The organism is Streptococcus sp. HMSC10E12 (assembly GCF_001807855.1).
Taxonomy (GTDB): domain Bacteria; phylum Bacillota; class Bacilli; order Lactobacillales; family Streptococcaceae; genus Streptococcus; species Streptococcus salivarius.
The window spans coordinates 17,920-42,556 of sequence record NZ_KV791076.1 but is presented as its reverse complement, the minus strand read 5'-3'; the positions used below and the strand labels follow the sequence as shown (position 1 = coordinate 42,556).

21 protein-coding genes, 1 tRNA gene and 3 pseudogenes are annotated in these 24,637 nt (G+C 40.2%); 1 reads left to right on the top strand and 24 read right to left on the bottom strand.

Annotation, left to right across the window (positions count from 1 at the left end; translation table 11 throughout):
* Positions 1 to 36: 36 nt before the first annotated feature.
* The 10 genes and pseudogenes from ilvD to HMPREF3112_RS00745 form a co-directional block, all read right to left on the bottom strand.
* A complete protein-coding gene (gene ilvD, locus HMPREF3112_RS00790) occupies positions 37 to 1,758 on the bottom strand; it encodes a dihydroxy-acid dehydratase (RefSeq protein WP_070437467.1) in 1,722 nt (573 codons plus the stop codon).
* Between the two features lie 168 nt (positions 1,759 to 1,926).
* On the bottom strand, positions 1,927 to 3,594 hold the full coding sequence (locus HMPREF3112_RS00785; protein ID WP_070437464.1) for a DAK2 domain-containing protein: 1,668 nt from the start codon (positions 3,592 to 3,594) through the stop codon (positions 1,927 to 1,929).
* Positions 3,594 to 3,959, bottom strand: a complete 366-nt coding sequence (locus tag HMPREF3112_RS00780; RefSeq protein WP_002885694.1) for an Asp23/Gls24 family envelope stress response protein — start codon at positions 3,957 to 3,959, stop codon at positions 3,594 to 3,596. The genes HMPREF3112_RS00785 and HMPREF3112_RS00780 overlap by 1 nt, the downstream gene beginning before the upstream one ends.
* A gap of 111 nt (positions 3,960 to 4,070) precedes the next feature.
* Positions 4,071 to 5,357 carry an MATE family efflux transporter gene (locus HMPREF3112_RS00775; RefSeq protein WP_048674234.1) on the bottom strand — a complete coding sequence of 429 codons (1,287 nt, stop codon included), beginning with the start codon at positions 5,355 to 5,357 and terminating at the stop codon, positions 4,071 to 4,073.
* Between the two features lie 60 nt (positions 5,358 to 5,417).
* The gene (thrC, locus tag HMPREF3112_RS00770) at positions 5,418 to 6,902 is read right to left on the bottom strand and encodes a threonine synthase (protein ID WP_014635127.1); all 1,485 of its coding nucleotides are present in this window, start codon (positions 6,900 to 6,902) and stop codon (positions 5,418 to 5,420) included.
* A 159-nt stretch (positions 6,903 to 7,061) separates the two neighbouring features.
* Positions 7,062 to 8,039, bottom strand: a complete 978-nt coding sequence (locus tag HMPREF3112_RS00765; RefSeq protein WP_048674235.1) for a hypothetical protein — start codon at positions 8,037 to 8,039, stop codon at positions 7,062 to 7,064.
* Positions 8,040 to 8,064: 25 nt separating this feature from the next.
* Entirely contained in the window at positions 8,065 to 8,910 is an 846-nt protein-coding gene (locus tag HMPREF3112_RS00760) for a hypothetical protein (protein WP_048674237.1), read from the bottom strand.
* Between the two features lie 160 nt (positions 8,911 to 9,070).
* A pseudogene (gene adhE / locus HMPREF3112_RS00755) lies at positions 9,071 to 11,683 on the bottom strand (bifunctional acetaldehyde-CoA/alcohol dehydrogenase); the annotation flags it as partial.
* A 115-nt stretch (positions 11,684 to 11,798) separates the two neighbouring features.
* A complete protein-coding gene (locus HMPREF3112_RS00750; RefSeq protein ID WP_048674241.1) occupies positions 11,799 to 13,694 on the bottom strand; it encodes a M13 family metallopeptidase in 1,896 nt (631 codons plus the stop codon).
* A gap of 81 nt (positions 13,695 to 13,775) precedes the next feature.
* Positions 13,776 to 15,095: pseudogene (locus tag HMPREF3112_RS00745) on the bottom strand (alpha-amylase family glycosyl hydrolase); the annotation flags it as partial.
* Between HMPREF3112_RS00745 and HMPREF3112_RS10860 the strand changes: the two are divergent.
* A pseudogene (locus tag HMPREF3112_RS10860) lies at positions 15,091 to 15,276 on the top strand (UTRA domain-containing protein); the annotation flags it as partial. The pseudogenes HMPREF3112_RS00745 and HMPREF3112_RS10860 sit on opposite strands and share 5 nt — an antisense overlap.
* A 53-nt stretch (positions 15,277 to 15,329) precedes the next feature.
* Here the strand turns inward: HMPREF3112_RS10860 and HMPREF3112_RS00740 are convergent.
* The 14 genes from HMPREF3112_RS00740 to secY form a co-directional block, all read right to left on the bottom strand.
* Positions 15,330 to 15,890, bottom strand: a complete 561-nt coding sequence (locus HMPREF3112_RS00740; protein ID WP_048674243.1) for a TIGR01440 family protein — start codon at positions 15,888 to 15,890, stop codon at positions 15,330 to 15,332.
* 15 nt (positions 15,891 to 15,905) lie between these two features.
* Positions 15,906 to 16,244: a hypothetical protein gene (locus HMPREF3112_RS10855; RefSeq protein WP_082160352.1), complete on the bottom strand. Its 339-nt coding sequence runs from the start codon at positions 16,242 to 16,244 to the stop codon at positions 15,906 to 15,908.
* A 32-nt stretch (positions 16,245 to 16,276) separates the two neighbouring features.
* Positions 16,277 to 16,633, bottom strand: a complete 357-nt coding sequence (locus HMPREF3112_RS00735; RefSeq protein WP_048674245.1) for a hypothetical protein — start codon at positions 16,631 to 16,633, stop codon at positions 16,277 to 16,279.
* Positions 16,634 to 17,036: 403 nt separating this feature from the next.
* Positions 17,037 to 17,918, bottom strand: coding sequence for a class II fructose-bisphosphate aldolase (locus HMPREF3112_RS00730; protein ID WP_002887043.1), 882 nt, complete (start codon positions 17,916 to 17,918; stop codon positions 17,037 to 17,039).
* Positions 17,919 to 18,063: 145 nt separating this feature from the next.
* A tRNA-Leu gene (locus HMPREF3112_RS00725) sits at positions 18,064 to 18,149 on the bottom strand.
* Positions 18,150 to 18,341: 192 nt separating this feature from the next.
* Complete coding sequence (locus HMPREF3112_RS00720; protein ID WP_070437456.1) at positions 18,342 to 19,637, bottom strand: glutamate-cysteine ligase family protein; 1,296 nt, start codon at positions 19,635 to 19,637, stop codon at positions 18,342 to 18,344.
* A 249-nt stretch (positions 19,638 to 19,886) separates the two neighbouring features.
* The gene (rplQ, locus tag HMPREF3112_RS00715; RefSeq protein WP_002885709.1) at positions 19,887 to 20,273 is read right to left on the bottom strand and encodes a 50S ribosomal protein L17; all 387 of its coding nucleotides are present in this window, start codon (positions 20,271 to 20,273) and stop codon (positions 19,887 to 19,889) included.
* 17 nt (positions 20,274 to 20,290) lie between these two features.
* Positions 20,291 to 21,229: a DNA-directed RNA polymerase subunit alpha gene (locus HMPREF3112_RS00710; RefSeq protein WP_002887046.1), complete on the bottom strand. Its 939-nt coding sequence runs from the start codon at positions 21,227 to 21,229 to the stop codon at positions 20,291 to 20,293.
* 48 nt (positions 21,230 to 21,277) lie between these two features.
* Positions 21,278 to 21,661 carry a 30S ribosomal protein S11 gene (rpsK, locus tag HMPREF3112_RS00705; protein WP_002885718.1) on the bottom strand — a complete coding sequence of 128 codons (384 nt, stop codon included), beginning with the start codon at positions 21,659 to 21,661 and terminating at the stop codon, positions 21,278 to 21,280.
* A 27-nt stretch (positions 21,662 to 21,688) separates the two neighbouring features.
* Complete coding sequence (gene rpsM / locus HMPREF3112_RS00700; RefSeq protein WP_002885820.1) at positions 21,689 to 22,054, bottom strand: 30S ribosomal protein S13; 366 nt, start codon at positions 22,052 to 22,054, stop codon at positions 21,689 to 21,691.
* Positions 22,055 to 22,071: 17 nt separating this feature from the next.
* Entirely contained in the window at positions 22,072 to 22,188 is a 117-nt protein-coding gene (rpmJ, locus tag HMPREF3112_RS10850; protein ID WP_000868345.1) for a 50S ribosomal protein L36, read from the bottom strand.
* A 25-nt stretch (positions 22,189 to 22,213) separates the two neighbouring features.
* Complete coding sequence (infA, locus tag HMPREF3112_RS00695; protein ID WP_001040189.1) at positions 22,214 to 22,432, bottom strand: translation initiation factor IF-1; 219 nt, start codon at positions 22,430 to 22,432, stop codon at positions 22,214 to 22,216.
* 117 nt (positions 22,433 to 22,549) lie between these two features.
* Positions 22,550 to 23,206 carry an adenylate kinase gene (locus HMPREF3112_RS00690; RefSeq protein ID WP_002885632.1) on the bottom strand — a complete coding sequence of 219 codons (657 nt, stop codon included), beginning with the start codon at positions 23,204 to 23,206 and terminating at the stop codon, positions 22,550 to 22,552.
* A 131-nt stretch (positions 23,207 to 23,337) separates the two neighbouring features.
* A complete protein-coding gene (secY, locus tag HMPREF3112_RS00685) occupies positions 23,338 to 24,633 on the bottom strand; it encodes a preprotein translocase subunit SecY (protein WP_002892081.1) in 1,296 nt (431 codons plus the stop codon).
* Between the last annotated feature and the right edge of the window lie 4 nt (positions 24,634 to 24,637).

The following is a 24,637-nucleotide window of genomic DNA, read 5'->3' as shown; positions in this document are numbered from 1 at the left end:
GAGAAAAATATCACAAACTCTTCGGAAAGAATGTTCTTAGTTTTTTTCTTGTGCTTGACGTTCTGCTTTACGTTCTTCGAATTCTTCGTCACTCATCAAAGTTCCGCCAACATTGGCTGATTTAGCAAAGGCTGTATAGCGACGCAACCAACCACTTGAAATTTTTGATTTGAAAGTTTTCAAATGTTTGCGGCGTTCTTCAAGGGTTGCATCATCGACAAGCAGATCAAGGGTACGATTTGGTAGGTCAATCACGATTTCATCCCCATCTTCGATTAGGGCGATATTACCACCTTCTGCTGCTTCTGGAGAAACATGACCAATAGCAATACCACGAGTAGCTCCTGAGAAACGACCATCCGTAATCAGAGCCACATCCTTACCAAGACCGCGTCCGACAATCTTAGAAGTTGGTGCCAACATTTCTGGCATACCAGGTCCACCCTGAGGACCTTCGTAACGAATGACAACGACATGGCCCTTCTTAACTGTTCCATTATCAATTAACTCAAGGGCCTGATCTTGTGAATCACAACAAATAGCTTTACCACGGAAAGTTTTAACAGACGGATCTACACCACCGACCTTGATAACCGCTCCATCCTGAGCAATATTTCCGTAAAGGATAGACAAACCACCAACTGGTGAGATAGGATGCTCAATTGGATGGATAATTTCTTCATTTTTGATTTCAGCACCAGCTACGTTTTCTTTCAAAGTCTTACCAGTAACTGTAATACGATCACCCTTAATGGCTCCTTTTTTAATCAACTGATTAATAATGGCTGGAACACCACCAGCTTCATGGACATCATGCATAGTGTAAACACTTGAAGGTGCAATTTTAGAGAGATAAGGTGTCTTCTTGGCAATCTCGTTAATGTCTTTAAGATCATAGTCAATACCGGCCTCACGCGCAATAGCAAGCGTATGAAGAACAGTATTGGTTGAACCACCCATGGCCATATCTAGAGCAAACGCATCATCGATGGCTTCTTTGGTCACAATATCACGTGGGCGAACATTATTTTTGATGTTATCCATCAATTTTGTGGCTGCTTGACGAACCAATTCACGGCGTTCATCTGAAACGGCTAGGATAGTACCGTTACCTGGAAGGGCAAGGCCCAAAACTTCCATCAAACAGTTCATTGAGTTAGCGGTAAACATTCCTGAGCATGAACCACAAGTTGGACAAGCATTTTTCTCCAAATAATCGAGCTCTTCCTTGCTCATATCTCCAGCCTGATAGGTACCTACAGCTTCAAACAAACTTGATAGCGTCGCTTGGTGACCAGTCATGTCAACGCCACCCTTCATAGGGCCACCAGAACAAAATACTGCTGGCACATTAGTACGCATGGCCGCCAAAATCATCCCTGGTGTAATCTTATCACAGTTAGGAATGTAGAAAACCCCGTCAAACCAGTGGGCATTAATAACTGTTTCTGCAGAATCGGCAATCAATTCACGAGATGGAAGACTGTAACGCATCCCAATATGCCCCATGGCAATCCCATCATCCACACCAATGGTATTAAACTCAAAAGGAATACCGCCAGCCTCACGGATAGCTTCCTTGGCAATATCTGCTAATTCACGCAAGTGAACATGCCCTGGAACAATATCAATATAAGAGTTACAAATAGCAATGAAGGGCTTTTGCATGTCATTGGCAGATTTAACTTGCCCAGTCGCATACAAAAGTCCGCGTGCTGGTGCCTTATCAACACCAACTTTGATCATATCACTTCTCATGATGTTACCTTCAATCTATAAAATTTCTTACAACATATGTTACCACTTTGGAAAGTAATGTCAAGGAATTTTCAGAATATTTTTGTAATTCCGAAAAGATATCCCTGCTATATCAAAACTGACAAAACAAAAAGGAAGCCCTAAGACTTCCTAAATGATTATTCAAAATTATTCAACACTGAAGAGGTATGGATAAACTGGTTGGTCTCCTTGGAAGATTTCAACTTCGATATCTTCGTGAGCCTCTTCCAATTTTTCCGCAAGTGCTTGAGCTTGTTCTTGATTACCTTCTTCGCCGACGTAAATCATAACAATTTCACTGTCTTCGTCAATCATTTTGTCAAAGGTATCAAGAAGGGCTTGGTCCATATCTGGTGTAGACACAAGGATCTTACCATCCACCATACCAAGGATGTCATTTTCATGAATCTCAAGACCATCAATAGTTGTATCACGTACCGCCAATGTCACGCTACCACTTGTTACATCTGAAAGACTAGCTGTCATAGCTTCAACATTAGCTTCGATACTTTGGCTAGGATCGAAAGCAAGCAAACTTGTAAATCCTTGTGGAACTGTACGTGTTTCAACAACAGCCGCATTGACATCTACTACTTCAGCAGCTGATTGCGCTGCCATAAAGATGTTTTTATTGTTTGGCAAGATGATTACATTCTTAGCATTGACCTGTTCAATAGCCTTAACAATATCTTCTGTTGATGGGTTCATTGTTTGACCACCTGAAATCACATAGTCAACACCTTGTGATTTGAAGATATCTGCAAGTCCATCTCCGGCAACAACTGCAATAAGGGCAAAGTCTTTAGGAGCAGAAGGTGTAGCTTGGATAGCTTCTTCTTTTTGAACTTGTGCATCGTGTTGGTTACGCATGTTGTCAACCTTAACTTTGACAAGAGCCCCATATTTAAGACCTTCTTGCATGACAAGACCTGGATCCTCTGTATGGACGTGAACTTTTACAATTTCATCGTCGTTAACCACAAGAAGAGAATCCCCAAGGTTACTCAAGTAATTTTGGAACTCTTCATAGTCAAAGTCTTTCACATAAGTCGGACCTTGTTTGAGACCAATCATGATTTCCGTACAGTAACCAAAAGTAATGTCTTCTGTTGCAACATGACCAGCAACTGACTTATGATGTTCTGCATTGATCATCTCTGTCATAGTAGCTGGTGTCGCTTGGAAGTCCTCTGAAGCGATATACTCACCTGTGAGGGCTGACAAGAATCCTTCATAAATGAAGACCAAACCTTGACCACCTGAGTCTACCACACCAACTTCTTTCAAAACTGGAAGCATCTCTGGTGTCTTAGCCAAGGCAGCTTTAGCTCCGTCAAGAGCTGCACGCATAACCTCAACAGCATCATTTGTAGATTCAGCTTTCTTAATTGCTGCTGAAGCTGCACCACGAGATACTGTAAGGATTGTTCCTTCGACAGGTTTCATAACAGCTTTATAAGCAACTTCAACCCCTGCTTGGAAGGCATGAGCTAGATCTTGGCCGTCAAGTTCCGTTTTATCCTTGATACTTTGACCAAATCCACGGAACAATTGTGACGTGATAACACCTGAGTTACCACGGGCACCCATCAAAAGACCTTTAGACAAAATCTGACCAACTTCACCAACTGTTGAAGCTGATTGATCTGCGACAGCTTTGGCTCCGTTATCCATAGTCATTCCCATATTTGTTCCAGTATCTCCATCTGGTACTGGGAAGACATTGAGTGAATTCACATATTCTGCTTGCTTACCTAGACGTGTTGCTGCCGCTTGGACCATCTCCTGAAGCAAGCTTGTTGTAATTTTAGACACTAGTTTTCTCCTACGACTTTAATATTTTGAACGTAAACATTTACTGTTTCAGCCTTGATACCGAGTTGATTCTCAAGATTAAATTTCACACGTTCTTGAATATTTTTTGAAACCTCACTAATCTTAACACCGTAACTCATAACAGTGTAGACATCCACAGTGATACCTGCATCAGTAGATTTCACGACAACTCCTTTTGCGTAGTTTTCTTTTCCAAGAAGTGCTTGAAAATTATCTCGGATAGCACTCTTACTTGCCATACCGACAACGCCAAAAATTTCTGTTGCTGAACCGCCAACTACTGTTGCGATGACATCATCTGACAATTCGATTTGACCATCTTTTGTATTGATTTTTACAGTCATAATTACTACCTCAAAAAGTTTTTATCAGCTTATTTTACCATATTCGAGCCTACTTGTAAAAAATAAGAAGAAGATACCCTTTGAATAAGAGTATCTCCTCAGTATTTATCATTAAAACTTTCTCTTTACAAGATAACGACGATACATCACGTAGAGGAAGATTGCACGCCATACATTATCAACAACGGTTGCAATCCAGACACCAGCAAGACCCATTCCCAGACTCACCCCAAGGAAGTATCCTGAGAAAATTCGGATGATCCACATCCCAATAGTCGTCGCATAGAAAGGCATCTTAGCCTTACCCAGACCTTGCCAAACTGCTGTGTAGACTAGAGTCCCAGAAGTCAAAGGATTCCCAAGGAAAGAATAAAGAATAACTACCTGACTAGCCGCAATAGCTGCTTTATTATCCGTAAAGAGACCTGATAATCCTTGGCCAAAGAGCAAGATACTCCCTGAAACCAGAACCATCAAGAAGGTTGAAATCCAATAAGACTCTCGTATAATACGCTTCATCTGCGTCTTATCCCCTCGACCCAGACTATTGGCAACCAAGATAACCGTAGCCGTTGCGACTCCCATACCAGGCATATAGTTAAACTGGGTGAGATTTTCACCAATGGCATTACCACCGACAACGGCTGTACCAAAGGTAACAATAATAGCCACGATGACCACATCTCCAGCACGCATCATCAGTCGCTCACCTGCTGCTGGCAGGGCAATGCCCAACAACTCTCTATTAAAAGGTTTGGTAATTTCAAGATGCTTCACATCCAGTTTCATCGCTTGCCAGAGTATCACTGTCCCAACCAGACGAGAGAAAACCGTAGCTGTAGCTACCCCAATAATCCCCCAATGTCCCACAAAGATGGCTAAAGAAGATAAAATAGCATTAAGAACATTGGTCAAAAGACTGACGACCATGGAAATACGAGGCCGTCCCTTGGCCCGTAGGATGTTACCAAAAGTAGTCATCAAGGCTAAGAAGACCACTCCTCCACCGACAAGAGCAAGGTAGAGACTACCAGCCTGAGTCACAGATTGCTCAGTACCTAAAAGATTAAGAATGGCTACACCACCAAAAATGGAAAGTAGACCAAGGATGAGACTAAGAGCAAGGGTAATAATAATAGCATCCCAGGTGTCTCGGTTAGTCGCTTTAACATCTCCCTTACCTAGACTTCTAGCAATGACACTGGCACTCGAAGCTCCTAGAGCAATGAAGATAGCCTGGTAAATCGTAATGATATTATTGGCTACGGAAACCCCCGATATAGCGACAATACCAACCTGAGCCACTAGGTAAGAATCGACGACCCCCATCAACATTTGTAGAAGGTTTTCGGCCATAGCAGGCAAGGCTATGTTTAGAATTTTCTTTGTTTCTGTCATAATATTCTTTTCTATATTGATAAAAATAGGGCTGATTTCTCAGCTCCTATTTTTTTATTCTTATACACCAAGATAGCTTTCAACTGCTTTTTGCATATCAGCTGCCGCAACAACTGTTTTATGGCGAACTTCTGCATGTTCAAGTCCATCTACAGCAGCTGGGATAGCTACACCTGAAAGTTGGTGCAAATCTTCTACTGCTTTGAAATCATCCCCACTATCTTTACCAGTGACAGCTGAAACTGCCACACGTGGGAACTTGTATGGGCTAGCTGTTGAAGCGATAACTGTTGGTGTGTGGTCATCTGTCTTTTGAACATATGCTTCGTAAACAGCTGAGGCAACTGCTGTATGAGGATCTTCGATATACTTGTCTTCATCATAGACACGCTTGATTTCAGCAGCTGTTTCATCCTCAGTTGCAAAACCTGCTGCAAACAAATCAAGAATATCTTTATCTGCATCAGCCAAAGTATACTCACCCTTAGTCACAAGTGCATCCATAAGCTCTTTAGTCTTAGTAGCATCATTACCAAGAAGGTGGAAAATCAAACGTTCCAAGTTAGAAGATACCAAGATATCCATAGAAGGGCTTGTTGTTACCTTGAAGTCACGTTTCTTATCATAAGTACCCGTTGCGAAGAAGTCTGTAAGGACGTTATTTTCATTAGAAGCACAGATTAATTTGCCAACTGGAACACCAATCTGACGTGCATAATAAGCCGCCAAGATATTACCAAAGTTTCCTGTTGGTACTGTGAAGTTCACCTTATCTCCGTTTTGGATATGACCTGCCTTAACCAACTGTGCATAGGCATATACATAGTAAACCACTTGTGGTACCAAACGACCAACATTCATTGAGTTAGCTGATGAGAATTGCGTATGATGAGCCAACAATTTCTCACGCAAATCAACATCATTAAACATACGTTTCACATCTGTTTGGGCATCATCAAAGTTACCATCAATGGCAATAACGTGCGTATTAGCTCCTGTTTGAGTGGTCATTTGCAATTCTTGGATTTTTGAAACACCGTCTTTTGGATAAAAGACAATGATTTCAGTTCCAGGAACATCTGCAAAACCAGCCATGGCAGCTTTACCAGTGTCACCTGATGTCGCTGTCAAGATGACAATCTTATTATCAACACCTTGCTTTTTAGCTGATGTTGTTAGCAAGTAAGGCAAGATTGAAAGGGCCATGTCTTTGAAAGCGATAGTAGAACCATGGAAAAGTTCAAGGTTGTAGTGGTTCTTAAGTTTAACTACTGGTGCAATGGCAGCTGTATCAAACTTGTCATCATATGCATTTGTGATACAGTAATCCAATTCCTCTTCCGTAAAATCATCCAAGAAAGCTGACAAGACTAATTTAGCAACTTCTTGGTAAGAAGCATCTTTCAATTGGTCAAAGTCCAAAGTAACCTCAGGCGTTGACAACGGTGTGAACAAGCCACCATCTGTTGCCAAACCTTGAAGAATAGCCTGACTAGCTGTTACTTTATTATTTTCGTCACGTGTTGATTGGTATACAAGTGTCATGGTAAATCCTCTTTTTAGATAGTCTGTGGCTCTATTGTAGCATAATTGTCAGAATATTTCTACACGTATTGTGACTTGTGAGAAAATCATTCGGATATCACCCTATTTTCTCCTCTCAAAAACATGAAAAAATCCGGAATAGCTATTCCGGATGTCATCTTAAAATTTATCTTTGGTGTCATTCTTAGTTGAGAAAGTGATATCTTTTGATTTTCCATCACCACTAAGCGTTACTTTCTTATCTTTTTTAGTCACTTTTAGCTCTTGACCTTTTTTCACATTGAGACCATCAATATCAACGTCTTTGTTGACAGAAGTAACGGTCATCTTATGTCCCAAACGGCTAACCTTCCCTTTGAAAAGGGTTGTCGTTGTTTCGCCTGTCTTCGAATCATACTTTTGACCGCTGTCTTTTGCAGCTTTTTCAAGAGCTTCATCAAGTTCTTTTTCTATGGTTTCCTCACTGTAATAGTTTTCAAAGGAATCTCCATAGAAGGCTTTAAATAAATCTCCAAAGGCTGAGAAGGACTTCTGAACCCTCTCACGATAATCCTTGATATAGGTTTTCTTATCAAAAGTATAGCTAGCAGTAACCTTCGCATTGCTACCTTTTACTTTCATGGTTACAGCCGTATCTGTAAAGTACTTTTCAAGCTCCTTACTATCCAAGTCTGTCAAACTTTCAGACATGCTTGAGCTATACTCTCTACCTAGAGAACTACTGTACCATTTGCCATCAATATTACCTGTCACATAACGGTAAGTCATAAAGCCACCGATACATAAGAAGACAAGGACCACTGCTGACAAAACTGAGACTAGGATGCGTTTTTTCTTTTTGGGATCCATTGTTTTTTTAGGAGACAAATTTGCCATAGCTGCTTGTCCTTCTGGAAAAGCAACCGTAGAAGGTGCTGTTGCTGTTACCGCTGGTGCCGTTTCTGTTGGTAGAGGACTAGTGCTTGTCTCGACGATTTCTGCCTCAACCTTAATAGGTTCAGCAGTAGCTGTATCTTCAGTTTTAGCTGGTGCTTCATTGACAAACTCTCCAGCTTTCAAAGCATCCGCCATTTCCTGAACACTCGGCTTACGTCCGTTTACCGTCTCAAAATAGTCCAACCATTCTGCTCTTGTCATTTATATTCCCCTTTAATTTCCTTTTTTATTTATTTTTTGTAAAGCTAATGTCACCAAATTCACTGTGTGCCTTGATAGTAAAGCCTTCATTGTTAGGCGTATAATCTAAGACATCACCTTTTTTAAAAGCATCTGAATCTCCAGCCTTATCCACAGTGATTGTTTGCTCCCAACGGTTAATATCACCCGTGAAAGCAGTTGTTGTAACACGACCGGTTTTGGCATCGTAGGTATAACTCTTTGGAAGTTCTTTCTTCACTGTCTCATCAAACTGTTTATAGTAGTCTTTTTCTGACAATGAATAACTATCAAAAACCTCCGAAAACTCCTCGCCGTACTGACCTTTCAATTCAGTAACTCTACTTTTGTAAGCCTGATAAAGACCTTTACGATTGTAAACAAAGCTCACTTTTAAGTGAGCCTTATTGTCAGTAATGCTCATTGCTGTATTGATATCGGTGATAAGATCTTGACCTTGTGGTAAAGCATTACTAACTTTATTCTTAGTATTAGCAGTATCTTTCAGAGTGGCTAACATTTTCTCACTAAAGGTTGGGCTTGTCCAATCGCCCTCAATGCTTGCGGCTCGATAACGGTATCCCATCACGAGACAAACAATCAAAAGTATGGTGAGTATCGCTGCAATCACACCTGATACCATCCCCACAATATTTTTTGAGGTTACTGGCTCCTTTGATTCTTTTACTTGTTGACTAGGATTGAATTGAACACTCACCATCCTATCAGCATTAAACTCTTTAAACTTATTAGTCGCTCTATTCCCTGCTGTAGAAGCCATTGATGACCTCAATTCATGAGGCTTGAGAGGATGTGCTGCTTCACCCAAACTAAGCCCTTCTTCTTTTGTCATAGGAATCTCCTTATCTTGCTGTAAGGTTATTATAACAATTCTTAAAGCGTTTTTCTATCTTATTCGGGAAAGTCCTTTATTTTTAATTTGGATAAACACTCTAATATAGAGGATTTCTAGCAAAAAAAGTAGCCCTTATAGAGCTACTTTTGTCTATCGCTTACCCTTTGTAATCAAAGGCAATTTCGATAATTTCTTTCAATTCTGAAATAAGTGGTTCTTTCGGATTAGCTGTTGTACATTGGTCTTCATAAGCATGTTCAGCCAAAGTATAGGCAGTGTCTTGAAGAAGTTTCTTAGTGACACCTTGTCCCTTCCAGTTCATGTCAATACCAACGGCAACACCCAATTCGTATACTTTTTGTGCCAAAACTTCAACCAATTCAGCATCTGATTGTTTGTCAGTACCCCATCCCATGAAACGAGCGATATCTGCGTAATCTTTGTCTGCACGGAAGTAGTCATATTTAGGGAACATAGCGTGTTTTTGAGGATCACGACCATTGTAACGGATAACGTGAGGCATCAAAATCGCATTAGTACGTCCGTGTGGAATGTCAAACATAGGACCAACCTTATGAGCTAGTGAGTGGTTAATACCAAGGAAGGCATTGGCGAAGGCCATACCAGCCATTGTTGACGCATTATGCATTTTTTCACGTGATTCTTCATCACCAAAGCGGTAAGAATGTTCAAGATTTTCAAAAACAAGTTTAATTGCTTGGAGTGAAAGCCCACGTGTATAGTCGCTAGCCATGACTGATACATAAGATTCAATGGCATGAGTCAAAACGTCCATACCTGTATCTGCTGTAACGCTGGCAGGTACACTCATAACCAAAGCAGGGTCAACGATAGCAATGTCCGGAGTCAAAGCATAATCTGCCAATGGGTACTTGATATGAGTTTCACTATCAGTGATAACCGCAAATGACGTTACTTCTGAACCTGTCCCTGAAGTTGTTGGGATACAGATGAATTGTGTCTTCTGAGCGTAAGGAATCTTGTAAGTACGTTTACGGATATCCAAGAATTTTTGTTTAGCACCGAAGAAGCTTACATCTGGGTGTTCAAAGAACATCCACATAGCCTTAGCAGCGTCCATTGCAGAACCACCACCAAGAGCGATGATTACATCTGGCTGGAAATCTACAAAGCGTTCCAAACCTTTATAAACGGTATTAGTAGATGGGTTTGGCTCAACATCTGAGAAAACATCTACTGCCGGTCTGTGGCGGTTAAGTTCCAATTGGCGTTTAACCAAGTCTGCATAACCAAACTGAACCATACCAGGGTCGCAAACCAACATCACGCGCTCAGCTTCAATGTGACGCAAGTAAGTTATTGAATCTTTTTCGAAGAAGATTTTTGGTGGGACGCGAAACCATTGCATGTTATTGCGACGCTTTGACAATGTTTTAACATTCAAGAGATCAAATGAGCTAACATTGTGTGACACTGAGTTATGACCGTGTGAACCACAACCAAGAGTCAATGATGGGATCATGTTATTGTAGATATTACCGATACCACCTTCAGCTGATGGACTATTAACCAAGACACGGCAGGCTTTCATGCGGATACCATATTGGAGTTGGAGCTCTTCATTTTCAGTGTGGATAACAGCAGTGTGTCCAAGACCACCCAAATTGAGCATGCCTTCTGCTTTTTTGAATCCATCTTCAACACCATCAGATTTGATAAGAGCAAGTACTGGAGACAATTTTTCCAAGGCAAGTGGGTGTTCCATTGTTGCATCTGGAATTTCTGCCAAAAGCATTTTTGTACCTGCAGGAACTTTAAGGCCAGCTTTTTCAGCAATTTCAATAGCTGAGTGACCTACAATGGCACCATTTACAGCTGTACGCGCTTCATTAAGAACGACTTTTTCCAATTTAGCAATATCAGCTTTTTTAGAAATGATGACACATTGATGTGCTTCAAATTCAGCCTTAACTTCATCATAAATAGCTGCATCAACGATAGCTGCTTGTTCAGACGCACAAATCATACCATTATCAAAAGTTTTTGAAACGATGATATCGTTGACCGCACGTTTAACCTTAGCATCAGCAGCGATATAAGATGGGACGTTTCCGGCTCCTACACCAAGCGCTGGTTTACCAGTTGAATAAGCAGCCTTAACCATTCCAGGTCCACCAGTCGCAAGTACTGTGGCAATCTTAGGATGGTTCATCAAAAGACCAGTTGCTTCGATAGATGGCTCTTCAATCCACTGAATGCAGTCCTTAGGTGCACCTGCTTCAATAGCCGCATCACGAACAATACGAGCAGCTTCTGCAGATGATTTTTGAGCTGATGGGTGGAAGGCGAAGACAATAGAGTTACGTGTCTTCAATGCAATGAGGGCTTTGAAAATCGTTGTTGAAGTTGGGTTAGTTGTTGGTGTAACCCCACAGATAACACCGACCGGTTCAGCGATAGAAACCAAACCTTGTTCTTTATCTTCAGCAATAACGCCTACAGTTTTGTCATATTTAATACTATTCCAAATGTATTCAGAAGCATACATGTTCTTGATGGCTTTATCTTCATAAATACCACGCCCTGTTTCATCAACGGCCAATTTAGCCAAATACATGTGTTTATCTAGGGCAGCAATCGCAGCTTGGTGAACAATATGGTCCACTTGCTCCTGCGTAAAGTTAGCCATAGCATCAAGGGCTTCAACACCCTTTGTTGCCAATTCATCAATTACTGTTTGAACATCTTTAGTTTGTTTAGTCATATGAAACTCCTTTGAATACTTGTTAAAAACTTCACAAGCTTTAACACAAGTATATTATAACGTTTTCTAGTCGTTATGTAAACCCTTACAACGACAAAAATAAAGAAATCCATCCAATTTTGGACAGATTTCATCATTATTACCAAATAATCACGCGATCTTCTGGGGCACGCCACATGCCGTCGCCCTCTTTAACGTCAAATTCCTTGTGGAATTCGTCGAAGTTGCTCACGATAACATTGGTGCGCCATTTGGCTGGAGCATGCACATCCACGCTAGCTAACATTTGCATGTATTCTTCACGCGCCTTCATACGCCAAATCGTCGCAAAGTTAACAAAGAATTCATGAACTGAAAAATCCTTATCTCGTTTAGCTGCTTCTAAAGCACAGGCTACACCACCGAGGTCAGCAACATTCTCAGAAACAGTTAATTTACCATTGACCTTGGCACCATAAGAGTCCAAGCCCTCAAACTGATCCACAATCTTGTCAGTACGTTCCTTAAAGGCTGCATAATCCTCTTCAGTCCACCAATTCTTAAGACTACCGTTCTCATCAAAGGAAGCACCGTTTGTATCAAAGGCATGGGAAATCTCATGAGCAATGACAGCACCAATACCACCGTAGTTGGCTGATGACGATTGGTGAAGGTCATAGAAAGGTGCTTGAAGGATAGCTGCTGGGAAAACAATTTGGTTCTGCTGTGGATCATAGTAAGCATTAACCATGTGGGCAGGCATATGCCACTCACTACGATCAACAGGTTGATTCCACTTGCTCCAACTATGTGCAACTGAAATTTCGACTAACTTCTGTGCATTCTCAACAAGTGATAAGTTTTCATCAATAATCTTCCTATCATATGTCTCAGGTAGTTTTTCTGGATAACCAATGTGAGGCGTAATAACATTAAGTTTCGTAATAGCCTTTTCACGTGTTTCTGGTGCCAACCAATCCGCAGTTTGAAGGCGTGATTTATAAACATCAATCATAGTTGCCACCTTCGCTTCAACATCTGCTTTTGCTTCTGGAGAGAATTTTTCACCTGCATACCAAAGTCCAAGAGCCTGATTGTAAGGTCCTTGTGCCAAATAGTAGGCTCCTTTTTTCTTGTCCCAGGCTTGTGGTGTTCCTGAAAGCGCACGACCATATTTTCCAAATAGAACACGAAGTTCGTCTGTCAAATAGGCATTCCAAATTGTCGTAGCATCGATAAGTAGGCTCGCCTTAAGTAGCTCCCAATTATCTTCTGAATAATATTCCGCCGCAAATTCTGTCCAGAAGCGCTCTTCAGGAACGATAACTTTATCAGGAACTTGTCCCAAGATTTCTGTGAAGATGTTATCAAGTGGGAGTTCCGGTGCTAGCTTGGTAAAGTCTTCCCAATCATATGGGTGGTAGAGTTCCACATACTCGGAAGATTCTTCACTCGAAAGGACATACTTGGCCAACTTAGCATCAAGGGCGATAACCTTGTCCAAGATATCTTTGATTTCTTCAGCTGTAAAGCCATATTTCTCAAGGAGTTCTTCTTCCATTTCACGCCAAATTCCTAAAAGCTCCTTGCCCTTCTCATTATCCTCAGTGTAATAGGTTGTATCAGGTAAAATAATACTTGGCGCTGCTGCCCAGAGGACATTTAATTGAGCATTCATAAAGTCTGGAGATACACCGAATGGGAACTCATTAGGCTTACCAGACATCTCATAGTCAGCAATTTTCGAAGCAAACTCTGAAAATGACGAGAGTTGCTTGTATTCTTCAATCCAAGGTTTAACAGGCTCGATACCCAATGCCTCACGTTTGTCAAAGTCCGTAGCCATACGGTGAAACTTTATAAAGTTTTGTAGAATGGTATTGTCAGGAACATTCTCTCCTGCCAACCATTGATCAGTCGTTGCAAGCATGAGGTCTTCAATTTCATCTGCTAAATCTGAGAAACCTCCTGTGCGTGGTTTATCATCGGGAATCACTGCTGTTTTTTCCCACTCACCATTAATCGCATGGTAAAAATCATCTTGTAAGCGTGTCATTACACTTCCTCCATCAACATTAAAAGTGCTTTCATTATAACAAAATTCCCCAGCAAAAGCATTTACTGAGGAAAGTTTGGCTTATTTTACTAAGATTGCTAGGGTTTGATAAGGTTTCAAAATTATCTTTTCAGCGAGCTCTGTATCGTCATAGTTTGACAAGAGCACGTGCCCTGCTTGGTATTCTGCTGGAATCGCCACTTCAACTTCACTTCCGTAGAAATTATTGAGTACCAAGAGTTTTTGAACGTCTAAGTAGCGTTCAAAGGCGTAGACTTGTTGACTATCCTCAAATGCTGGCTGATAGCTTCCTTCTGAAATGATAGGTATTTCTTTGCGCAAGCGAATCAATTCTTTATAGAATTTAAAGATTGGTCCATCGATTTCATTTTCAACGTTGATGTCTTTATAAGATTTACCGACTTTCAACCATGGAGTGCCTGTTGAAAAACCTGCATTCTCAGAAGCATCCCATTGCATTGGCGTACGAGAATTATCACGTGATTTGGCTTGAATGATCTTGAAGGCCTGCTCAGGAGACTCGCCTTGGTCCAAGAGCATTTGGTAAGCATTGATGGACTCGACATCCACGTAATCTGCCATAGAATCATAATCTGGATCAATCATCCCGATTTCTTCGCCCATGTAGATATAAGGTGTTCCACGTGATAGGTGAATGCTAGCTGCTAGCATGGTCGCTCCTTCATTACGAAAGTTCTTAATATCCACAAAGCGATTCAAGGCACGAGGTTGGTCATGGTTATTCCAGAAAAGGGCACTCCAACCACCTCGTTCACTCATTTCCTTACCCCAGGTATGATAGAGACGTTTGAGCTCTTCAAAATCAAAGGGAGTAATAGTCCATTTTTGTCCATCTTCATAATCTACTTTAAGATGATGGAAGTTAAAGGCCATAGACAACTCGTGACGCTCCGGTGCTGAATAAAGAACACAGTTGTCATTTGTTGTCGATGACATCTCTCCAACTGTCATAAAGCTACCATCAGAACCAAAGGTCGCTTCATTCATCATACGAAGATAGTCATGGACAATTGGTTTATCCGTATAAGCTGGTTTCCCTTCATTTTCAGGGCAATCCACTAAGACTTCATCTTTCCCAATCAAATTGATCACATCGAAACGGAAGCCTTTGACTCCCTTGTCACGCCAGAAGTTGACCACCTTGAACAACTCCTTACGGACATTGGGATTGCACCAATTAAGGTCCGACTGTGTTTCATCAAAGAGGTGAAGATAGTATTTCCCTGTATCTCCAAAAGGAGCCCAGGCAGAACCACCAAATTTAGACAACCAATCGGTTGGTTGGTTCTGAATAAAGAAGAAATCTTGATAATACTGGTCTCCAGCCAAAGCTTTTTGGAACCACTCATGCTCCAAAGAAATCACTATTGATAATGCTACCGATCAAGATAAGATTCTTATCGACCTAGGTAAAGACCAGCACGTTGTTTGTATCCGTTCTAAAGTTTATTTAACTAATGGAAAACAGTTCCAATTTACGGAAAGTCGCCACAAACTTGAAAAATTCAAATTTGTCGATTATGCCAAGCGTCGTCATTGAAAGAAAGGGCTCTGCTCACAGAAAAAGTATCGGACAAGAATGTCCGATACTTTTTAGTTTTTACGGATAGGATCTGCTAGATACTCAGCACGAGCTCCACCAATTAACTTAGGACGACTCGCCAAAGCAGTCACATGAGCACCACCTAATTCTGGAGTAATCGGGCGAAGAGGAACTTGGACCCTCTTCACATGCATACCAATAGAGGTATCCCCAATATCGATACCAGCCTGAGCGACAATTTCCTCCACCTCAACAGGATCCTTCATATAGTCAAAAGCAGCCAGCTGACCACTTCCCCCAGCATGCAAGGTCGGAAGAACATTAACAATTTCCAAATCTTTAGCCATGGCGAGCTCACGCTCAACAACCAAAGCACGATTCAGATGTTCGCAGCCTTGAACAGCCAAGTAAATTCCTTTAGGTTTCAAAACTTCAAGAATCGTTTTCACAATTCGTTGGCCAATTTCACGGCTAGAGGCTTTTCCGATTATCCCACCAGCGACCTCACTGGAAGACAATCCCAAGACAAAGATAGCTCCTCGCCCAATAGCGGAACGTTCAACAATATCTTCTACAAGCACACGTGTCTTCTCTTCTAAATCTAGCAACATCACAACAGCCCTCCTTTAGACAACAGCTGTATTCAGGATTCGCACAATAAGATAGTACAGAATCACAAAAAAGATAAGGAAAAATACCCCTAATAATAATAACTGCCCACGGCGTTTCTTACTTAGGTCCCAGAAGAAACCAAATCCCATCAAAAAAGGACCAACACTATAACTTAGCATAAACCATAAATCTACACGTGCTATATGCCAAAAAGAAGAAATAAAGGCCACCAAACCTATTAAGGATAATATCCAAGAAAACTCCCAACGATCTGATTTAGCAAAAGCCAAGCCTATTAAGAAGCAGCCCAAGGCAGGCATGATAATAAATGATAGGGTCATAAAATAAAACATGCCATTATTATAGCATGTTTTACAGTTTCATGTTAGTGACGGTTAATGACACCATAAGCAATAGTGAATGCAATAGCAGCAATACCTACAACGATTGCCATGACAGCCCAGAAAATAGTCATCGCACGGCGTCCCTTGCGATTGTTAAAAGGAAGTCCCCAACCAATCATGATGACACCTAGCAATCCAAGCCAGATTTTATAAGTGATAACAATCGCCGCATCAAAATAGGCAAAAGCAACCAAACCTAAACCTAGCAAAGAAATCAAATAAGACCACTTACCCTTCAAAAATGAAGGCAAGGCCCAACCAAATAACACTAAACCTAGTAGAGCAAGAGCTCCACCACCAAAAAATACGGGTAAAATATAATTATCAAACATATTCATATTATAGCATATCTTAAAAAGTTAGGAAATAGAATCTATCGACCTAAGTGGTATCCACTCTTTAAAATTTGTTCACTCTCAATCATAGATTGATTCGCAGATACTACCTATTTATTTGGGGATAAAAAAACAAGACTCAGAAAGGACCTTGTTTTAATAGCCTAATTGCGCTTTGTTTGGACTACATCTATAATCAAAACGAACTGAAATTTATAAATCGGGGGCAAAATGGGGGCAAAACATAAGAAAAAGGCTTGTCCATATTGGACAAACCCTTTCATTTCAAGCTTATATAGTCTAATTAAGCTTTGTTTGCTCCCAATCACAGATTGATTCGCAGACACTAACTATTTATTGGGTACAAAAAAACAAGATCCAGAAAAGACCTTGTTCTTTTTTTCAACTAAGCTTTGTTTGCTGAACCGAATACGTCGATACGTTCTTCAACAGCTTCTGTAATAGCTTCGAAACCTGGTTTCAAGAATTTACGTGGGTCGAAGAGTTTCTTCTTGTCGTATTCTGCTTCATTTGCTTCGTATTCAGCAACAAATTTACGTGTTGCGTTAGCAAATGCGATTTGACACTCAGTGTTAACGTTAACTTTAGCAACACCAAGTTTGATAGCTGCTTGGATTTGATCGTCAGGAATACCTGATCCACCGTGCAATACGATTGGGAAGTTAGGAACAGCTTCTGTCAATTTTTGCAAGTGGTCAAGGTGAAGTCCGCTCCAGTTTTCTGGGTAAGGACCGTGGATGTTACCGATACCTGCTGCAAGGAAGTCGATACCAGTTGCAACCATAGCTTTAGCATCTTCGATTGGTGCCAATTCACCATCACCGATGATACCATCTTCTTCACCACCGATTGTACCAACTTCAGCTTCAACTGATACACCGTTAGCGTGTGCAAATTCAACAACTTTAGCTGCTTTTTCAAGGTTTTCTTCAACTGGAAGGTGTGAACCGTCAAACATAACTGAAGTGTAACCTACACGGATACATTCCAAAGCATCATTGTAGTGACCGTGGTCAAGGTGAATAGCAACTGGTACAGTGATACCCATTGATTCAACCAATTCTTCGATGAGAACTTTACACAATTTGTAACCACCCATGTACTTAGCTGCACCCATAGAAGTTTGGATAAGTACTGGAGCTTGTTTAGCTTCTGCTGCACGCAAGATAGCTTGAGTCCACTCAAGGTTGTTTGTGTTAAATCCACCAACTGCGTAACCATTATCACGAGCTGCTTGGACAAATTTTTCTGCTGAAACGATTGCCATTATAAAGGCCTCCTATATTTTTTTGGGTTTGAACCCGTTTACAAGTTTATTCTATCACAATTAGACTCAAAAAACTAGCTTTTCTACAATTTGTAAGCGTTTTGATTTTTTAATACAAAAAAACCAGTCATCTGACTGGTTACTCTGCGGAAAGAGGGACTTGAACCCTCACGACCTAAAGCGGTCACAGGATCCTTAGTCCTGCGCGTCTGCCAATTCCGCCATTTCCGCTAACAACATTAGTTATTATATCAAGATTGACAACTTGTGTCAATACCTTTTTGAAAGTTTTTTTATAACTTTCTCTTGTCTCTTTCGAAACAACTACTATATAATACCATTTATTGTTTGCTGACGTCAATACTTTTTTGCCTTTTTTTAAATTTTTTAGCAAAAGTTATCTATTATATCTTATATCAAAGGTTAAACCAAACTCTTATTCAGCCTATCTAATCTCTCTCTAAGGGGCGCTAAGTAGACTTCTTCTCCAAAACCACGCGATTTTAAGCCATCCTCAGCACAAGACAATAGCGATTCTGTCAAAGGTAAAATCATTTTGAGGTCTGTATCAGAAATATCCTTTTTCGAATATAAACGACGAATTCTAGGATAATCATAGTCAAACGCTTCAAAAATAGGTGCGTCATTCAAAATATTTTCTAGATTTTCCAAATTGACTAAAAGACCAAGGTGAAAGGCTGCTGGCGCAAAGGTTGATGAGAAAGGTTGGGTACAAACACTGCGAAACTCAATAGTCCCTCGCGTCGTTAAATCTTGGAATTGATAAGAACGGTGAGTCTTAAAATCTTCCTCACTTGGCTCAATAGTGACTACTTCGCCATGAATAGAGTGTGCCTTGATAGATGACGTACTTAGATAGTCTTTAGCACGTATTGGTTCAAAATAGTAGGTTTCATCACCACGCTTAGCAGTAAAAATGGCTGTCTCAGACAAGTAAGAAAAATAGTCATCTTCGCTTTTAAACACCTTGGGAAATACCCCTGCATTTTCCTCAAAAACACCATGCATGGAATTCTCCCAGAAAACATCACGAGAAAGCGCTAAATCCCAATCTGAGCCCCAAAATTCAGAGTTTGCCAATAATACTGCTTTGGGTCCCTCTATTTGATTAAAAGCATTTAAAACCCTTAAATAGGACGTTTTTGAAACATCTAACTGTACCTGACTCCCACAGATGAAAGAACCATATTCTGGATAATCATGAAAGAAAGGATCGTTCTTTGCTTTAGATAGCTCAAGAAAATCCATAAGCATCTCATAACGAGGAGATTTAACAGGTCTGTTATCATTTTTTGCCCAGTTTGGATTCACTCCCCAACCTTGCAACTCATGATTATGATTCTGAAGATAGGGTTGGATTATACTGAGGTAAGTATCCAGACGTTCCTCAACCTCAGAAATTCTCTCAGCCTTTGCAAAAGCAAACTCAATCGTATTGTAGGAGACTTCAAAAAGGATCATGTCTCCAGAAGTTTTATCAATAAGCTGAATAGGATTGTTATCAGAATCATACTTATCAGCTTTAAAATCAAAATTATCTAAGAGAAAGACTAACAACTGTTTCATAAGAGAGACATCTGTAGCATTACCACTCAAATTAACAACTGGGTATTCCAACTCAATCCCCACAAATAATTCGGGTTGCTCCTTAATTGGCTCATAATACCTTTGCTTAAGCAGTTCCTTGGCTGTTGTCAAAATAATGTCCCCCTTTTTAAAATAAGCTTATTCCATTATATCAAAATATTCAGACGATTTATAGCCCAAAAAAACGCCTGCTTACGAAAAATAACAGTATTACCTTTCGTAAACAAGCGTTACATGCTTATTTATTCCCATTTTTATGATGAGTGTTCCCGCTAGGCGTATGCCCAGCGGTAGACCAGAGCTAGACTAAGAAAAGCTAAGCTATTCCATCATCATAACACTCAACAAAATTGATAAAAATTAAACAAGTTCGATGATTGCCATTGGGGCAGCATCGCCACGACGTGGTTCTGTTTTAAGGATACGAGTGTATCCACCGTTACGTTCAGCATAACGAGGTGCGATTTCTGAGAAAAGTTTTTGAAGAGCAGTTGTTGATGTATATTTATCAGTTGCTTCATCATAGCTTTCAGATGCAATTTCGTTGCGTACAAATGCAGCTGCTTGACGACGTGCGTGCAAATCACCACGTTTACCAAGAGTGATCATTTTTTCAACTGTTTTACGGATTTCTTTAGCACGTGCTTCAGTTGTAACGATTGCTTCGTTAATGATAAGATCTGTAGTCAAATCACGAAGAACCGCTTTACGTTGTGAGCTTGTGCGTCCAAGTTTACGGTAAGCCATGTTATCCTCCTATATTATTATTTATCGTTTTTGAGTCCAAGTCCAAGATCAGCCAACTTAACTTTGACTTCTTCAAGAGATTTACGACCTAGGTTACGGACTTTCATCATTTCAGGCTCAGTTTTTTCTGTCAAATCATGAACGGTATTAATACCGGCACGTTTCAAACAGTTATATGAGCGTACAGACAAATCAAGTTCTTCGATGGTACGGTCAAGCACCTTTTCATCGTTCACTTTTTCAGTTTCTTTCATTACATCAGTAGCTTTAGCAACATCAGTAAGGTCAGTAAACAAGTTCAAGTGTTCAATCAAAACGCGAGCCGAGAGACCGAGGGCATCTTCAGGGATGATTGTTCCGTTTGTCATGATTTCGATTGTCAATTTATCAAAACCATCGTTGCTACCTACACGAGCAGGTTCAACTTGATAATTGACTTTTTTTACTGGTGTGTAGATTGAATCTACAGCCAATGTTCCCACTGGTGCATCATCTTTCTTGTTTTCATCTGCTGGAACATAACCACGGTTTGTAGCTACTGTCATAGTCGCTTTCAAAGAAGCTCCTTCAGCGATAGTGAAAAGATAATGATCAGGGTTAACAATTTCAATGTCGCTATCAGTCAAGATATCTCCAGCAGTAACTTCAGCTGGACCTTGAACATCAAGTTCAATTGTTTTTTCGTCTTCGACGTAAGATTTTACAGCAAGTCCTTTAATATTAAGGATGATTTGCATCACGTCTTCACGGACGCCTGGTACGGTATCAAATTCGTGGAGTACTCCATCAATCTTAATTGATGTTACGGCAGCACCTGGAAGTGATGACAAAAGTACACGACGAAGAGAGTTACCCAAAGTTGTACCATAACCACGTTCTAGTGGTTCGATGACAAATTTGCCGTAATCTTTATTTTCATCAATTTTTGTTATTATTGGTTTTTCAAACTCAATCATTTATTATACTCCCTCGAAACGAACCTTGTGTACTATTGTTATTAAAGATTACACACGACGACGTTTTGGAGGACGACAACCATTATGTGGTACAGGTGTTACATCACGGATTGCTGTTACTTCAAGACCTGCAGCAGCAAGAGCACGGATAGCAGACTCACGACCTGAACCAGGACCTTTAACAGTTACTTCAACTGTTTTAAGACCATGTTCTTGTGCAGATTTAGCAGCAGCTTCTGAAGCCATTTGTGCAGCAAATGGTGTAGATTTACGAGAACCTTTGAAACCAAGAGCACCAGCTGATGACCATGCTACAGCGTTACCATGCACATCTGTAATCATAACAATAGTGTTATTAAAAGTAGCGTGAATGTGAGCAATACCAGATTCGATATTCTTTTTCACACGACGTTTACGTGTTGGTTTAGCCAATGTTTTTTACCTCCTATTTTATTTTAATTATTTTTTCTTACCTGCAATCGCAACAGCTTTACCTTTACGAGTGCGGGCATTGTTTTTAGTGTTTTGTCCACGGACAGGAAGTCCACGACGGTGACGGATACCACGGTATGAACCGATTTCCATCAAACGTTTGATGTTAAGGTTAACTTCACGACGAAGGTCACCTTCAACTTTGATTGCATCCACTTCGCGACGGATAGCGTCTTCTTGATCGTTTGTCAAATCTTTAACGCGGATGTCTTCAGAAACGCCTGCAGCAGCCAAGATTTTCTTAGATGTTGCAAGTCCGATACCGTATACGTAAGTAAGTGAAATTACTACACGTTTATCGTTTGGAATGTCAACTCCAGCAATACGAGCCATGATTTCTCCTTTCTATATTATCCTTGACGTTGTTTGTGTTTTGGATTTGTTGGACAAATTACCATAACACGACCGTTACGACGAATAACTTTACAGTATTCGCAAATTGGTTTAACCGATGGTCTTACCTTCATGTTTTAATCCCTCCAATTATTTCGATTATTTAAAGCGGTATGTGATGCGTCCACGTGTCAAATCATAAGGACTCATTTCAACAGTCACACGGTCACCGACCAAAATACGAATGTAGTTTTTACGGATTTTACCAGAAACTGTCGCCAAAATTTGGTGTCCATTTTCCAATTCAACAGTAAACATAGCATTAGGCATAGTTTCTACAACTTTACCTTCAATTTCAATCACGTCTTCTTTTGCCACGCAAAAGTACCCCCTAAAATTTCGATTTGATTTCCTCTGAGCACAGAGGTAACAATTATAAGTCAGACTAAAGTATTATAACATGCTTAAGTCTGATACGCAAGTAAGATTATATAATTATTTAATTGCTGCAATCGCTTTTTTAACATCAGCGAATACATCATCGATATCTTGGTTACCTTGAATATCTGATACAAGACCAAGCTCACGATAATGTGCAATAATTGGCTCACCTTGAGCAATGTTTACGTCAAGACGACGTTTAACAGTTTCAGGTTTGTCATCTTCACGTTGGAAGAATTCATGTTCGCCACAAACATCACATGTTCCTTCAACCTTAGTTGGGTTGAATACTTTATGATATGTTGCACCACATGAGCGACAAATGAAACGACCTGAAAGACGTTCAACCAAGCTCTCTGGATTAACTTCAATATTGATTACACCGTCAAGTTTAATACCAAGTGCTTTCAATGTTTCATCCAATGCATGAGCTTGCTCAATAGTACGTGGATAACCATCTAGCAAGAAACCTTTTTCAGCAATATCAGATTCAGCCAAACGCTCTTTAACGATTCCGTTTGTCACTTCATCTGGTACCAATTCACCTTTATCGATGAATGATTTTGCCAAAGTTCCCATTTCTGTTTGGTTAGCCATAGCAGCACGGAACATATCACCAGTTGAGATGTGAGCTACACCAAATTCTTCTACAATTTTTGCAGCTTGAGTCCCTTTACCAGCACCTGGTAGACCCATAATTAAAAGATTCATCTTACGAACTCCTTATTTTTGTTTTCAAATAACTCTATCAAAGTTTAAAAACATTGGTAGAGTTATCAAAAAACAAAAGAGAAGGGACAGAAAGTAACCTTTCTTTCCCTCTCAATTGTTCATGAGAAGACTTAGTCTTCAAGATTCATAAATCCAACGTACTGACGTTTCAATAGGTAACCTTCGAGTTGTTTCATACCTTCAATACCAGTTGAAATCAAGATCAAGAGAGATGTACCACCAAGCGCGATTGAGCTTGTAAGGTGCATAAACTGTTGAGCCGCAATTGGAGCCAATGAAATAAACGCGAGAAATACAGCTCCGATTGTTGCCAATCTCTTAAGCAATGAAGACATGTACTTTTCAGTCTCACGACCTGGACGAACACTAGGAATGTAAGACCCATTCTTTTGAAGATTTTCAGCAGTTTTTTCAGGATTTACTTGGACAAATGTGTAGAAGAATGAGAACAAGATAATCAATATCGCGTAAGTGATCATTCCACTAGGTGTATTATACGAGAGTAGTCCTTGTAAGTGTGATAACCATGTAACCTTCGAGAAGAATGGAAGAATAGTACTAGGAATTGTTGTAATCGAGCTAGCAAAGATAACGGGAATAACACCAGCTGGATTAACTTTCAATGGAAGGTAAGAACTCGTTGGAGCCCCTTGAACCAATTTAGTATATTGAATTGGAATTTGATATTCTGCCTGTTGAACAAATGTCGTAAAGAAGACAATCGCCAAACCTACCACAATTAGCAAAGCAACTATGATATATGAACGAGTCAATTCTCCTGAACGAACGTTGACAAAGAAATCCTCGTAAATTGTTGAGAACATTTTTGGAATAGAAGCAATGATCCCTGAAAAGATAATCATTGACACACCATTACCAAAACCTTTATCTGTGATTTGTTCACCAAGCCATGTCACAATTATGCTACCAGCAGTTAGAATTGTCCCAATCAATAGGTAGGTTGAAACATTTGGTGTTTTAACCAATGAAATTGATGAGAGAGTATTAAAACTTGCTGTAATACCAATCGATTGAACAAAGGCTAAAACAAGAGTGATGTAGCGAGTCGCTTGGTTCAATTTACGACGACCAACTTCCCCTTGTTTGCCCCACTCTACAAATTTTGGATAAATATCCATCTGCAAAAGTTGGACAATGATTGATGCTGTAATGTAAGGACTAACCCCCATCGAGAAGATAGAGAAGTTATTCATGGCATTACCAGACACCAAGTTAAGCATGTTCAAGAAAGGTAAATCACTTAATTGTTTCAAACTTTCCGCATTGATACCAGGAACTGTTACATGAGTCCCTACACGAAAAACGAAAATAATGAAGATTGTAAATAAAATCTTATTACGAACGTTTTTGACTTTCAATGCGTCTTTTAATAGTTTAAAGAACATAATG

Excerpts from the sequence above, each read along its gene's own strand:
- HMPREF3112_RS00730 (WP_002887043.1), bottom strand. The coding sequence starts at position 17,918 with ATGGCAATCGTTTCAGCAGAAAAATTTGTCCAAGCAGCTCGTGATAAT.
- thrC (WP_014635127.1), bottom strand. The coding sequence starts at position 6,902 with ATGACACTTGTATACCAATCAACACGTGACGAAAATAATAAAGTAACA.
- HMPREF3112_RS00775 (WP_048674234.1), bottom strand. The coding sequence starts at position 5,357 with ATGACAGAAACAAAGAAAATTCTAAACATAGCCTTGCCTGCTATGGCC.
- HMPREF3112_RS00735 (WP_048674245.1), bottom strand. The coding sequence starts at position 16,633 with ATGAATATGTTTGATAATTATATTTTACCCGTATTTTTTGGTGGTGGA.
- HMPREF3112_RS00760 (WP_048674237.1), bottom strand. The coding sequence starts at position 8,910 with ATGACAAAAGAAGAAGGGCTTAGTTTGGGTGAAGCAGCACATCCTCTC.
- HMPREF3112_RS00710 (WP_002887046.1), bottom strand. The coding sequence starts at position 21,229 with ATGATTGAGTTTGAAAAACCAATAATAACAAAAATTGATGAAAATAAA.
- HMPREF3112_RS10855 (WP_082160352.1), bottom strand. The coding sequence starts at position 16,244 with ATGTTTTATTTTATGACCCTATCATTTATTATCATGCCTGCCTTGGGC.
- HMPREF3112_RS00750 (WP_048674241.1), bottom strand. The coding sequence starts at position 13,694 with ATGACACGCTTACAAGATGATTTTTACCATGCGATTAATGGTGAGTGG.
- HMPREF3112_RS00740 (WP_048674243.1), bottom strand. The coding sequence starts at position 15,890 with ATGTTGCTAGATTTAGAAGAGAAGACACGTGTGCTTGTAGAAGATATT.
- ilvD (WP_070437467.1), bottom strand. The coding sequence starts at position 1,758 with ATGAGAAGTGATATGATCAAAGTTGGTGTTGATAAGGCACCAGCACGC.
- HMPREF3112_RS00780 (WP_002885694.1), bottom strand. The coding sequence starts at position 3,959 with ATGACTGTAAAAATCAATACAAAAGATGGTCAAATCGAATTGTCAGAT.
- HMPREF3112_RS00690 (WP_002885632.1), bottom strand. The coding sequence starts at position 23,206 with ATGAATCTTTTAATTATGGGTCTACCAGGTGCTGGTAAAGGGACTCAA.
- secY (WP_002892081.1), bottom strand. The coding sequence starts at position 24,633 with ATGTTCTTTAAACTATTAAAAGACGCATTGAAAGTCAAAAACGTTCGT.
- rplQ (WP_002885709.1), bottom strand. The coding sequence starts at position 20,273 with ATGGCTTACCGTAAACTTGGACGCACAAGCTCACAACGTAAAGCGGTT.
- HMPREF3112_RS00765 (WP_048674235.1), bottom strand. The coding sequence starts at position 8,039 with ATGACAAGAGCAGAATGGTTGGACTATTTTGAGACGGTAAACGGACGT.
- rpsM (WP_002885820.1), bottom strand. The coding sequence starts at position 22,054 with ATGGCTCGTATTGCTGGAGTTGACATTCCAAACGATAAACGTGTAGTA.
- rpmJ (WP_000868345.1), bottom strand. The coding sequence starts at position 22,188 with ATGAAGGTAAGACCATCGGTTAAACCAATTTGCGAATACTGTAAAGTT.